This window comes from Gemmatimonadales bacterium (assembly GCA_035502185.1).
Lineage (GTDB): Bacteria > Gemmatimonadota > Gemmatimonadetes > Gemmatimonadales > JACORV01 > Fen-1245.
In genome coordinates this window covers 17,624-30,130 of sequence record DATJUT010000072.1, presented here as the reverse complement: position 1 = coordinate 30,130, position 12,507 = coordinate 17,624, and the positions used below count along the sequence as shown (strand labels likewise).

General features: G+C 72.8%; 12 protein-coding genes. 3 read left to right on the top strand and 9 right to left on the bottom strand.

What is annotated here, in order from left to right:
- The coding region (locus tag VMF70_10005) for a hypothetical protein (GenBank protein ID HTT68351.1) at window positions 1–1,047 on the bottom strand (1,047 nt) is incomplete at its 3' end.
- A 278-nt stretch (window positions 1,048–1,325) separates the two neighbouring features.
- Here VMF70_10005 and VMF70_10000 point away from each other — a divergent pair.
- Together VMF70_10000 and VMF70_09995 are read left to right on the top strand one after the other, a co-directional pair.
- On the top strand, window positions 1,326–4,508 hold the full coding sequence (locus tag VMF70_10000; GenBank protein ID HTT68350.1) for a PAS domain S-box protein: 3,183 nt from the start codon (window positions 1,326–1,328) through the stop codon (window positions 4,506–4,508).
- 132 nt (window positions 4,509–4,640) lie between these two features.
- Window positions 4,641–5,510, top strand: a complete 870-nt coding sequence (locus tag VMF70_09995; protein ID HTT68349.1) for a hypothetical protein — start codon at window positions 4,641–4,643, stop codon at window positions 5,508–5,510.
- Between the two features lie 4 nt (window positions 5,511–5,514).
- Here the strand turns inward: VMF70_09995 and VMF70_09990 are convergent, their stop codons facing one another.
- Genes VMF70_09990 through ffh form a run of 6 tightly spaced genes read right to left on the bottom strand, consistent with a single transcriptional unit; the run spans window position 5,515 to window position 9,339 of the window.
- Complete coding sequence (locus VMF70_09990) at window positions 5,515–6,123, bottom strand: ribonuclease HII (protein HTT68348.1); 609 nt, start codon at window positions 6,121–6,123, stop codon at window positions 5,515–5,517.
- Between the two features lie 2 nt (window positions 6,124–6,125).
- Window positions 6,126–6,494: a 50S ribosomal protein L19 gene (gene rplS / locus VMF70_09985; GenBank protein ID HTT68347.1), complete on the bottom strand. Its 369-nt coding sequence runs from the start codon at window positions 6,492–6,494 to the stop codon at window positions 6,126–6,128.
- A gap of 2 nt (window positions 6,495–6,496) precedes the next feature.
- Complete coding sequence (gene trmD / locus VMF70_09980) at window positions 6,497–7,189, bottom strand: tRNA (guanosine(37)-N1)-methyltransferase TrmD (protein ID HTT68346.1); 693 nt, start codon at window positions 7,187–7,189, stop codon at window positions 6,497–6,499.
- Window positions 7,189–7,716, bottom strand: coding sequence for a ribosome maturation factor RimM (gene rimM / locus VMF70_09975; protein HTT68345.1), 528 nt, complete (start codon window positions 7,714–7,716; stop codon window positions 7,189–7,191). Before rimM ends, trmD begins: the two co-directional genes overlap by 1 nt.
- A 5-nt stretch (window positions 7,717–7,721) precedes the next feature.
- A complete protein-coding gene (rpsP, locus tag VMF70_09970) occupies window positions 7,722–8,000 on the bottom strand; it encodes a 30S ribosomal protein S16 (GenBank protein HTT68344.1) in 279 nt (92 codons plus the stop codon).
- A gap of 1 nt (window position 8,001) precedes the next feature.
- Window positions 8,002–9,339 (bottom strand): signal recognition particle protein, encoded by a 1,338-nt coding sequence (gene ffh, locus VMF70_09965; protein ID HTT68343.1) that lies wholly within the window; start codon window positions 9,337–9,339, stop codon window positions 8,002–8,004.
- Between the two features lie 144 nt (window positions 9,340–9,483).
- On the opposite strand from ffh, the gene VMF70_09960 reads away from it, so the two are divergent.
- Window positions 9,484–9,897: a hypothetical protein gene (locus tag VMF70_09960; GenBank protein HTT68342.1), complete on the top strand. Its 414-nt coding sequence runs from the start codon at window positions 9,484–9,486 to the stop codon at window positions 9,895–9,897.
- Here the strand turns inward: VMF70_09960 and VMF70_09955 are convergent.
- Both VMF70_09955 and VMF70_09950 read right to left on the bottom strand, forming a co-directional pair.
- Window positions 9,894–11,207, bottom strand: coding sequence for a hypothetical protein (locus VMF70_09955; GenBank protein HTT68341.1), 1,314 nt, complete (start codon window positions 11,205–11,207; stop codon window positions 9,894–9,896). The two genes, VMF70_09960 and VMF70_09955, sit on opposite strands and share 4 nt — an antisense overlap.
- A complete protein-coding gene (locus VMF70_09950) occupies window positions 11,204–12,448 on the bottom strand; it encodes an AAA family ATPase (GenBank protein ID HTT68340.1) in 1,245 nt (414 codons plus the stop codon). Before VMF70_09950 ends, VMF70_09955 begins: the two co-directional genes overlap by 4 nt.
- Window positions 12,449–12,507 lie beyond the last annotated feature (59 nt).

Genomic DNA, 12,507 nt, shown 5'->3' with positions numbered 1-12,507 from the left:
GCTGTTGCCGAACCACTCGTGGGCACTCTCGTGCACGATGATGAAGTCCCACTTCATCCCCAGGCCCGTCTTCGACCAGTCCTGGCCGCGGTAGCCGTTCGCGTACCAGTTGCCGTAGGCCACCGCGCTCTGGTGCTCCATGCCGGTGTTGGGCACCTCGACCAGCTTGTAGCCGTCCTCGTACCAGGGGTACGGGCCGAACCAGTGCTCGAAGCACTTCATCATCGAGGCGGCCTGCACGAACTGCCGGCGCGCGGCGTCGAGGTGGTAGGCCAGCGGCCAGAAGTCGAGGGTGAGCGGGCCGCGCTCGCCGCCGTACACCTCGCCGAAGTGCGTGTACGTGCCGGCCGCGACGGCGATCGCGTAGTTGTTGATCGGATTAGCGGCGAACCACTCGTAGGTCGTGGTCCCGTCGCCGTTCGGCGTCACGCGCCGCAGCCGTCCGTTGGAGACGTCGAACGTCGAGTCGGGCAGCGTGAGCGCGATGCGCTGGCTATCGGGCTCGTCGGCCTGGGTGTCCTTGTTCGGCCACCAGATGCTCGCACCCACGCCCTGATCGGTGGTCACGATCCACGGGTGGCCAAGGCTGTCCGTCGTCCACGTGAACCCGCCGTCCCACGGCGGGCGGCGCGCCACCACCGGCCGGCCGTGGTAGAAGACGGCGATCGTGCGGACGGCGCCCGCCGGCGCCGCCACGGGCAGGGTCGCGAAGAACGCGTTGCCGTCGCGGCGGAACGGGACGTGGCGTCCGCCCGCCACCATGCTGTCCACCACCAGCGGCTGCTGGAGATCGATCTGCATCCGGCGTGCGGGCCGCAGCACGCGGTAGGTGATGCCGTTCCAGCCGCGGATGCCGCTGTCGGCCGGACTGACGGCGACGTGGAGGTCGTAGAAGGTCACGTCCCACCAGGTGCGGTCCGGGCTGGTGAGCGAGCCGCGCAGCGAATCGGCGTGGGTATAGACGGCCGCCTCGCGGGTGTGGGCGTTCTGGGCGGCGGCCGCCAGGGGTACGGCCAGCAGGGCACCGACGAGGCCGATGCGCGTCATGGAGCACTCCGGGAGTGGCGGCACGGTGCGGCAGGTTCATCATACGGCGCCCGGGACCCGGGGGCCAGCGCGGCCGGGGTGCCGGACGCACCGCGCCCGGCCGGCCCCGTCCGGCCGCTCTGCAGGCCCGAGCGGCATTCGTCGCGCCGGCGCTCCCGTTTTGGGGGATTTGCGCGCCGGACGCCCGGACTGTACGGTGGGAGCAGCAGCCAGGCTCCTCGGGCGCGGCCGGCGCGGGTCGGCGCCGCGGCGCACCGGAGCGAGCGGGGGGGGGGACCATGCCAGCCAAGCGGCCGCGGGGAAAGGCGACTCGAGGCGAGCCGGCGGCCGCGCGAGCGGCCACCCCGGACGGTCTGCCGTGGGACTCGATCCCTGACGTGATGTACCGGGTCCGCGGGGCCGAGGGCACGATCGAGCTGCTGAGCGCCGCCTTCACCCCGCTCACGGGCTGGCGGACGCAGGACTGGATCGGCCGGCCGTTCGCGGAGCTGGTGTACGCCGAGGACCTGCCGCGCGCCATCGACAAGTACGCCGCCATCCTGCGCGGCGAACGGCTCGCGCCCTACGAGCTGCGGATCCGGACCGCGTCCGGCGGCCACGTGGTCGGCGAGTTCCACAGCGCCCCGCTGCTCGAGCATGGGCGCGTGGTGGGCGAGCAGGGCATCGCCCGCGACGTGACCGACCGCAAGCGCGCCGACGAGACGCGCCGGGCCGCCGAGGAGCGGTTCCGGACGCTGTTCGAATCGGCCGACGAAGCCATCTTCCTGATGGACGGCGCCGTCTTCATCGACGTGAACGCCAAGTGCGTGGACATGTTCGGGCTGCGGGACCGGAACGACATGGTCGGGCACTCCCCGATGGACTACTCGCCTCCGTTGCAGCCCGACGGCCGCGATTCCCGCGAGAAGGCGCTGGAGTTCATCCTCGCCGCCCTGCAGGGCCGGCCGCAGCGCTTCTCCTGGAAGCACCTGCGCAAGAACGGCGTGCCGTTCGACGCGGAGGTGTCCCTCAACGCCCTCACGCTGCACGGGAAGGTGCACGTGCAGGCGATCGTCCGCGACATCACCGCCCGCCAGGCAGCCGAGCAGGCGCTGCGGGAGAGCGAGGAGCGCTTCCGGCTGCTCTCGGAGGCGGCATTCGAGGGCATCGGCATCTCCGAGGACGGGCGGATCGCCGACTGCAACGAGGACCTCGCGGCCATGCTCGGCTATCGCCGCGAGGAGATGATCGGGCGGCCGATCGGCGATTTCGTGGCTCCCGAGCACGCGGCGATGGTGGAGGAGCGGCACCGCTCGGAATCGACCGAGCGCTACGAGCACGTGGCACGGCGCAAGGACGGCTCCACGTTCCACGTGGAGGTCCAGGGCCGCAGCCTGCCGCACCAGGGGCGGAGGATCCGGGTCAGCGCCATCCGGGACATCTCCGAGCGCCGGCGCTCGGAGCTGATCCAGGGCGCGGTGTTCCGCATCTCGGAGGCGGCGCACACGGCGCTGAGCCTCAAGGAGCTGTTCGGCGCGATCCACCGGATCGTGGGCCAGCTGATGCCGGCGCGGAACTTCTACATCGCGCTGACCGATCCCGAGACGCACATCATCAGCTTCCCGTACTTCGTGGACGAGTTCGACGCGCCGCCCGAGCCCAAGCCGCCGGGCAAGGGCCTGACGGAGTACGTGTTGCGCACCGGCCGGCCGCTCCTGGCCACGCCCGCGGTGTCGCACGAGCTCGAGGCCCGCGGCGAGGTCGAGCTCATCGGCGCGCCGTCGCTCGACTGGCTCGGAGTGCCGCTGGCCGTCGGCGGCACGACGACCGGCGTGCTGGTCGTGCAGACCTACGCCGAGGGGGTGCGCTACACGGAGCGCGACCGCGACATCCTGCAGTTCGTGTCCGCCCAGATCGCGATGGCGGTCCAGCGCAAGCGGGCCGAGGAGGCGCTGCGCCGCTCCGAGGCGAGCTTGCGCGGCTTCGTGGACAACGCGGTGTTCGGGATCTCGCGCAGCAGCGCCGACGGCACCGTGCTCTCGGCCAACCGCACGCTGGCCCGGCTGCTGGGCTACGGCTCGCCCGAGGAGCTGATCGGGCTCAAGACGGCCACCGCGTTCTACCGGCGCCCGGAGGACCGCGAGGCGACCGTCCAGCGGATGCAGCGGGCCGACCGGTTCGAGAACATCGAGGTCGAGTGGAAGCGCAAGGACGGCTCGCCGCTCACGGCGCGCATGTCCGGGCGCGCGGTTCGGGACGCCGACAACGCGGTGCAGGAGTACGAGGTCATCGTCGAGGACATCACCGAGCACCGGGCCCTCGAGGCGCAGCTCCGGCAGGCGCAGAAGATGGAGGCGGTGGGCCAGCTGGCGGGCGGCGTGGCGCACGACTTCAACAATCTGCTCACCACCATCCTGGCCTCGAGCGAGCTGCTGGCATCCGGCCTGGCGCCTGGGACGGCGCATCGCGACGACGTGGAGGTGATCCACCAGGCCGCCGTGCGCGCCGCCGAGCTGACGCGCGACCTGCTGGCGTTCAGCCGCCAGCAGCCGCTCGAGCTCCAGGCCCTGCCGCTGGGCGGGCTGGTGGCGGACTTCGCGCGGCTGGCGCGGCGGATCGTGCCGGAGGACGTCGAGGTGGCCGTGCAGGTCGACACGCCCGGTGCCGTGGTGCGCGCCGACCCCGGGGCCGTCGAGCAGATCCTGATGAACCTCGTCACCAACTCGCGGGACGCGATGCCGGCCGGGGGCACGCTGCGGCTGGTGGTGGGCCACGGCGCCCTCGACGCGGACTACTGCCGTGCGCACGGCTGGGGCGCGCCCGGCGAGTACGTGGTGCTCTCGGTGGCGGACACCGGCGCCGGGATGGACGCGAAGACGCAGCAGCACATCTTCGAGCCGTTCTTCACGACCAAGCCCGTCGGCCAGGGCACCGGCCTGGGGATGGCGATGGTGTACGGCCTGGTCAAGCAGCACGGCGGCTTCATCAACGTGTACAGCGAGCCGGGGCTCGGCACGACGGTGCGGATCTACTTCCCCGTCGCCGCCGAGGCGGCGGACGCCGCGCGCGCGGCCCCCGCCGCGGAGATCCGGGAGGGCCGCGAGACCATCCTCCTGGTCGAGGACGACGCGACGCTCCGGCGCACCGCCAAGCGGGTGCTCGAGAAGTTCGGCTACACCGTCATCACGGCGACCGACGGGTTCGACGCCCTCAACCTCATCCAGGCCCGGCCGACGCCGGCGGACCTGATCATCAGCGACGTGGTGATGCCGCACACCAGCGGGCCGCAGCTGCTGAGCGCCCTGCGCGACGCGGGCGCGGCTCCCCGGATGCTGTTCACCAGCGGGTACGCGGCGCGGGACGTGCAGGAGCGGGCCACGCTCGACCGGAGCGTGCCGTTCCTTCCCAAGCCGTGGACCATCGCCGAGCTGCTGCGCAAGGTGCGCGAGGTGCTGGACGCGCCCCAGCCCGCGCCCCGGTAGCCGCGACCCGGGCCGGCTCCGTCCGCTGGCGCAATCCGCACGACCTCGATAGCATTACGCCGCTCAGCAACCGCCATCGGAAGGTCTCACCCGCCCCGTGGCGCGTCGTGCGCCCAGCACCGGAGGTGTGAAATGCGTCGGTCGTCGTGGTCCAAGCGCTGGACGTCGTTCGGAACCGTCGGGCTCGCGTGCGCCCTGGCACTCGGGGGCTGCGCCAAGAAGGAGGTGCCGCCGGTCGCGCAGGCCGGGCCCAACCACGTCATCGTGGCGGCGAGCGACTTCACCTTCAGCGCGCCCGACAGCGTCTCGGCGGGGCTCGAGATGATCCACCTAGTCAACAACGGCCCGTCCCTGCACCATCTCCAGGTCGTGGCGCTCGATTCCGGCAAGACCACCGCCGACCTGATGAACGCGATGAAGAACCCCGGCCCGCCGCCCGCGTGGATCCGGTTCGTCGGCGGTCCGAACGCGGTGGCGCCCGGTGGCGTCGACACGGCGATCGCCTATCTGACCCTCGCGGCGGGCAATTACGCGCTGATGTGCCTGATCCCGGACAGCGCGGGCATCCCGCACTTCGCCCACGGCATGGTGCGCGCCCTGACCGTCACGCCCAGCGCGGAGACGCCGGCCAGCGCGCCCACGGCCGACATGACGATCCACCTCAAGGACTACGGGTTCGACGTCACGGGCAATCTCACCCCCGGCGCGCACACGATCCGCGTCGTGAACGACGGGCCGCAGGCGCACGAGATGCTCATCGCGCAAATGGCGCCGCGGAAGAAGGCGGCGGATCTGGTGACCTGGGTGGAGACGGCGAAGATGCGCGGCATGCCGCCCGCCAAGCCGTACGGCGGCGCCACCGCCCTCGGGCCCGGCGCGTCGGAAGTCATCACGGTCCAGCTGGCCGCCGGCGACTACGGGCTGTTCTGCTTCCTCCCCGACGCCAAGGACGGGAAGGACCACGTGCTGCACGGAATGGCGAAGGACCTGAAGGTGAGCTGACGGCCTAGAACAGCGACCGCTGCACGACCGGCGTGAACGACCTGCGGTGATGCGGAGTCGGGCCACGCCGGTCGAGCGCGGCCCGGTGGTCGGGCGTGCCGTAGCCCGCGTTGTGCTCCCAGCCGAAGTCCGGATACCGCAGGCCCAGCCGCCGCATCACCCGGTCCCGCACCGTCTTGGCCACGATGCTGGCGCAGGCGACCGCGTAGCACCGGGCGTCGCCGTCCACCATCGCCTCGTGGGCGCGGCCCAGCTCCGGCATCGGCGTCCCGTCCACCACCACCAGCCCGACCGTGCACCGGAGCCGCGACAGCGCGCGGCGCATCGCGAGCGCCGTGGCGCCGCGCACGTTGAAGCGGTCCACTTCGCGGACGCTGGCGCCGCCCACGCCGTGGGCGAGGGTGGAAACGATCGCCGCCGCGAGATCCTCGCGGCGGCGCCGGGTCAGCAGCTTCGAGTCGTCGACGCCCTCGAGCCAGGGCGAGTCGGGCGTGATCACGACCGCAGCGGCGATCACCGGGCCCGCCCACGGGCCCCGGCCCACCTCGTCCACCCCCGCGACCGAGGGCAGCCCGCGTTCGAAGTACCTGCGCTCGACCGTGAAGTCGAGCACCGTCAGACCTTCTCGGTCTCCTTCACGCCCTCGCGCTGCTCGCGGATGCGCCCCGCCTTGCCGGCCAGGCGGCGGAGGTAGGAGAGCTTCGCGCGCCGCACCTTGCCCTTGCGGACCACCTCCACCGTCGCGATGCCCGGCGAGTGCAGCGGGAAGATGCGCTCCACCCCCACGCCCGCCGAGATCTTGCGGACCGTGAACGTCTCGCTCACGCCGCCGCCCCGGCGGCCGACGCACACGCCCTCGAACGCCTGGAGGCGCTCCTTGTCACCCTCGCGCACCCGGACCATCACCTTGATGGTGTCCCCCGCGCGGAAATCGGGAAGGTCGCTCCTGCGCCCTTCCAGTCGCACCGATGCCAGCCGTTCCATGGTCATTCTCCCATCCGTTCGAGGTAGCGCGCCCAGAGATCCGGGCGTCGCTCCCGCGTCAGTCGTTCGGCCTCGGCCTGGCGCCACATCGCGATCCGGCCGTGATCGCCGGACAGCAGCACGTCGGGCACCCCGTGGCCGCGATACTCCGCCGGCCGCGTGTACGACGGCGGCGCCAGCAGTCCCTCGTAGTGCGAGTCCCCGGACGCGGACTCGTGGTCGCCCAGGGCCCCCGGCAGCAGGCGCACCACCGCGTCGATCACGCACAGCGCCGCGGGCTCGCCGCCCGAGAGCACGTAGTCGCCGACCGACAGCTCCTCGGTCGCCAGGTGGTCGGCCACCCGCTGGTCCACGTCCTTGTAGTGCCCGCACAGCAGCGTGAGCCCGTCGCCGACCGCGTACCGCACCGCCTCGTCGTGCCCGAACGGCCTCCCGCGCGCCGACAGCAGCACCACGGGACCCGCCGGCCGGAGGTCCTCCACCGCCTCGAAAAACGGCTCCGGCCTGAGGACCATGCCGGCGCCGCCGCCGTACGGCGTGTCGTCGGCGGTCTGGTGGCGGTCGTGGGTGTAGTCGCGCAGCCGCACCACCCGGTACTCGACCAGGCCCTTCGCCGCCGCGCGTCCCAGGATGCTGACCCCGAGCGGCTCGGTGAAGAACTCGGGGAACAGCGTGACCACCGCCACGCGCAGCATCAGATCTCCAGCAGGCCCGCCGGCGGCGCGATCACCACGAGCTGCCCGGCCCGGTCGACCCGCTCGACAACGGCACGGGTGAAGGGGATCAGGTGATGCCGCTCGCTCCCGGCCACGTCGAGCAGCCAGCCCTGCGGAGCCTCGACGACCTCGGCCACCGTCCCCACCGCCGCCCCGTCGACCGTCGCGACCTTCAGCCCGACCAGCTCGTGCATGTAGAACTCGCCGTCGTCGAGCGGCCGGGCCTCCGCGACCGGAATCGCGAGGTGCCGCTCGCGCAGCTCGTCCAGGCCCTCGCGCACGTCGATGCCTGCGAAGTGCAGCAGCCAGGCGCGGTGGTAGTCCCGGCTCCGCTCGATCACCAGCTCGCGGCCGGTCTCCCGCCCGTCCCGGTCCAGCACCACCAGCCTCTTCCCGATGGCGAAGACGGTCTCCGGCTCGTCGGTCACGGGGTAGATCAGCGCGTCACCCTTCACCCCGTGCGGCTTCTTGAGGAGACCGACCACCAGATGGGTCGGCCCGCTCACCGGTGCTACGCCTTCGAGACCGGCGGCTCGGGCAGCGTCGCGGCGAAGCAGCCCGCCTTCTTCAGCAGCGAGGCCACCGTCTCCGACGGCTTGGCGCCCCGGCCCAGCCATGCCAGGACCTTCTCCTTGTCCAGCTCGATCTGTCCGCCCTTGCCGCGCGGGTAGTAGTGCCCGAGCAGCTCGACGAACCGGCCGTCGCGCGGCGACTCCTGGTCCGCCACCACGATCCGGAACGCCGGCTGGTGCTTCCGGCCCACCCTGCGCAACCGCATCCGTACCGCCATCTCAGTTCGCTCCTCGGCCGAGCTGCGGGAAACCCGCGGCTTTCACGCCCTTCATGCCCCTCATGAACTTCCCCATCTCCCTGAACTGCGTCAGCAGCCGGTTGATCTCCTGCACCGGCCGCCCCGATCCCCTCGCGATCCGCGCCCGGCGCGACCCGTTGAGGATGTCCGGGTTCTTCCGTTCCTCGGGCGTCATCGCCAGCACGATCGCCTCGACGTGCTTCATCCGCTTCGGGTCGGCGGCCTTGACCGCCTTCATCGCCTCGCGCCCGACGCCCGGCAGCATCCCGAGCAGCGATTCGATCGGGCCGAGCTTCTGCATCTCGCGCAACGCGTCGAGAAAGTCGGCGAGGTCCATCCCCTTCTTCGTCGTCACCTTGCGCGCGAGCCGCTCCGCCTTCTCCCGGTCGAGCGACTGCTCGGCCTTCTCCACCAGGGTCAGGACGTCGCCCATCGCCAGCATGCGGCCCGCGATCCGCTCGGGACGAAACGGCTCGATCGCGTCCAGCCCCTCGCCCGTCCCGATGTACTTGATCGGCGCACCGGTCGCCGCGTAGATCGACAGCGCCGCGCCGCCCCGCGCGTCCCCGTCCATCTTGGTCAGCACCACGCCGGTCAGTCCGATCGCCTCGTGGAACCCGCGCGCGATCCGCACGGCGTCCTGGCCGGTCATCCCGTCGGCCACCAGCAGCACCTCGTGCGGAGGCACGGCCGCCTTGAGACGCTCCAGCTCCGCCATCATCTCCGGGTCGATGGCGAGCCGGCCCGCGGTGTCCACCAGCACGGTGCGCGCGCGGGCGTGGCGCGCAGCCTCCACGCCGCGCTTGACCAGCCCAACCACGTCGGCCTGCCCCGGCTCGGCGTGCACCGCCACCTTCACCCGGGCCGCCAGCTCCACCAGCTGCTCGATCGCCGCCGGCCGGTACACGTCCGCCGCCACGAGAAACGGCGCCTTCTGCTCCACCACCAGGCGCCTGGCCAGCTTCGCCGCCGTGGTCGTCTTGCCCGAGCCCTGGAGCCCGACCAGGTAAACCACCGTCGGGGGCACGCTCGCGAACCGGATCGCCGCCGCCTGCTCCCCGAGCAGCCGCACCAGCTCCTCGTGGACGATCTTCACGAGCTGCTGCCCAGGCGCCACCGTCTTGAGGGCCGGCGCCCCCACCGCCCGCGCCTGGACCCGCTCGCTGAACTGCCGGGCCGCGTCGAAGCCGACATCGGCCTCGAGCAGCGCGCGGCGGACGGTCTCGAGCCCGTCCCTGACAGCCTCTTCCGTGAGAACGCCGCGCCCGCGAAGCTGGCCGAGCACGGCGGAGAGCTTCTCGCTAAGCTGCTCAAACATGAGCCTTTAAAGCTATCCGCGGGCCCAGTCCCGGGCAACCGGCCGGGCTGGGCGCCGTACGCGGCGACCGGGGACCGGCGCCTGGGGTCAGACGGTGTGGGCGCGGAACGTTACACTCTCGAAGGCCGCGCGGAGCGACGCACCATGAGACTCGTCGTTGCGATTGCCCTCGTCCTCGCCGCCAGCGGCTGTCGCTGGCTGACGGAGCCGAGCCACGTCGCCCAGGTCAAGAGCCCGGTCGACGTGACGCTCAAGATCGGCGACCAAGTGCTGGTGGACGGCGTCCTGCGCGTGAAGTTCGTCGCCGTACCGTCGGACAGCCGCTGCCCGGCGACGGCCGAGTGCTTCGTCGCGGGCGACGCGCTCGTCGTCCTCGAGGCGCTCGCCGGCCTGGCACCGTGCCCGGACACACTCCATACGTCCCAGACCAACCTCGCCATCTGCGGCAACTACCTCATCGGGCTGCTGGAGCTGGCGCCCTATCCGCAGACGTTCCAGCCGATTCCGCCGGGCGACTACGCGGCCAAGATCCGCTTCCTCACCGGCGACCCGCCCTAGCGCGCCGCCGGCGGCGGCCCCGCGGGGCGCGGCGCCGACGCGGTGACGCGGCGCAGGGCCGGGACGCTCCAGCCGTTCCACCCCGCCGGTGCGTCGGTCAGCAGCACCACGGCCGCACCACGGAGCGCCCCCCGCTCCACCTTCCAGCGGCGTCGAGTGGCGCCCGACCCGTACTCGGCACCAGTCGCCCCGGGCCCGAGCGCCCGCCCCGGCGCGCCGGTGCGCGACCCCCACCCGCTCACCAGCGCGCGCCCGAACTCGTCCGCGTCGCCGGGCGTCGTCCACGCGCTCGCCCACACCACCACCGTGCCGTCCGCGTTCGCCAGCACCTCGAACCGGTCGCCGTCCCACCCGGCCGCGGCCGCCACCGCGACCGCGGTGTCCACGCCCCAGGTCTCGAGCGCTATCCGGGTCTCGAACTCGCCGAAGTCGTCGTCGTAGACCAGGGTGTCGCGCGCGGCTGCCCTGAGGAAGCCGACGCGGAAGGGCACCTGGTGGGACGCGTAGACGTGCGGGTGGAGCACCTGGGCGGTGGAGACGGGCATCCGGTCGCCGTACGGCTCCTCGTCCGGCCGCACCCGCCGCGCGTTGAAGTCGCGCATGAACTGCGCGCCGGCGAGGTAGGGGAACAGCAGGCCCTCGCGGACGATGGCCGGCGCCGTGGCGAAGACGGGCATCGACGCCTGCTGCTGCCGGATCAGCTCCCGCACCCGGTCCCAGCTGCCCAGCGCCTCGTCCAGGTCGACGCCCGGCGCGAGCGCCTCGATGGAGGCGAGGGTGGCCTGGCCCTCGGCCACGGCCTGGCCCGCCATCTGGCGATCGTTCTGGCGCCGCAGCTTCAGGATGGCGTTGAGCGAGGTGTACTCGTCCTGCAGCGCATGGACCAGCTCGTGCGCCAGGATCAGCCTCAGCACCGTCGGATCCGCCCCGCGCACGACGAACAGGGCGCTCGAGTCGGGGTCGTAGTAGCCCGCCACCTGCTCGGCGTAGAGATCGAGCATCAGGCGGCGCAGGTCCACGCTGTCGGGAACGAGCCCGAAGGCGCGGTAGGTCCGCTGCACGCCCGCGAGCTCCTTGGGGGGCATCGCCTCGGCCATCTCGCGGTTCAGGTAGCCGCGCACCTGCTCGCGCGAGCGCACCTCGATGGCGGGCGGCCGCCGGAACTTCAGCCCCACGGCGCGCTCGACGTCGGGGATCACCTCCTGCGCGATCTGTTGCGCCGAGCGCTCGTCCTGCGCACGGGCGGCGTGCACGGCGCCCGCGAGCGAGGCGAGCACGACCGTCAGCCGCGCCGCGCAGCGACGGCTCATCCCGTCCACTCGATCCGCTTGCCGACCGCCACGCCGACCGCGCGCGCCACGTCCGATCCGCGGACCACGACGCCGAGCCGCTCGAGGCCGCGCCTGAGCTCGCCGTCCAGCCGCTCGCGCCGCTCGAGCAGGGTCTCGCGCCGCGCCGGCTCCCGGTCCCGCGGACCCGGCGCCTCGCGCTCCGGCGCCGGCTCCGCGGCCGGCGATGCCGAGCCCCCGAAGACCCGCTCGATCTCGGCACCGAGCCGCTCCATCGCCGCACCGATCTCCCGGGTGAACGTCTCCAGGGCGTCCTCCTCGCCGGCGGCGCCGTCGCCCGCCGGCGCGGCGCGCCCGCCTGCCCCGCCCCCGCCGCCCGGGCCGCCGTCCACCGACTCGCCGCGCGCGAGGCGGCGGCGAATCGCGGCGTCCACCCGCCGGCGCTCGCGCACGATGCGCTCGAGCTCCGGAGGCAGCGTGGCGGTGGCCTGCGCGTGGGCGCACGCCTCGTCGAGCACGTCGATCGCCTTGTCCGGCTGCAGCCGGTCGGTCACGAACTTCCCGGTCAGCACCAGCGCCGCCGCGAGCGCGTCCTCCTCGATCGCCACCGCGTGATGGTGCTCGAGCCGCGGCCGCCGGGCCCGGAGGATCTCCATCGTCTGCTCGGCGGTGAGCTCGCGCACCAGGACCGGCTGGAAGCGGCGCTCGAGCGCCGGATCGCCCTTGACCCAGCGGTCGTACTCCGCCGCCGTGGTGGCCCCGATCACCCGGATGTCGGCCCGCACCAGCGCGGGCTTGAGCATGTTCGCGGCGTCCATCGCCGCGCCCATCGCCGTGCCCTGCCCGATGAGGTTGTGCAGCTCGTCCACGAACAGGATGACGTCGGGATCCTCCGAGACCGCCTTCACCAGCCGGCGCAGCCGCTCCTCGTACTGGCCGCGGTACACCGTACCGGCCAGCAGCGCCACGTGGTCGAGGGCCACGATGCGCACACCGCGCAGCGCCGCCGGCACCGCACGCGCGACCACGCGCTGGGCCAGGCCTTCGACGATGGCGGTCTTCCCCACGCCGGCGTCGCCGACCAGGGCCGGGTTGTGCTTGGTCTGCCGCAGCAGGATGTCAACGACGCGGCTGATCTCCTCGTCGCGGCAGCGGACCGGCTCCAGGTCGCCGCGCCCCGCCGCCGCCGTGAGGTCGTAGCCGAGCCGCTCCAGCACCTCCTCGCCGGAGCCCTCGGTCAGCCCGAAGATGCCTTCCGCCATGCGACGCCCCCCGTCCCCGCGGCTACCGCGCGACCGCCCACCACCTACAACCTACCACC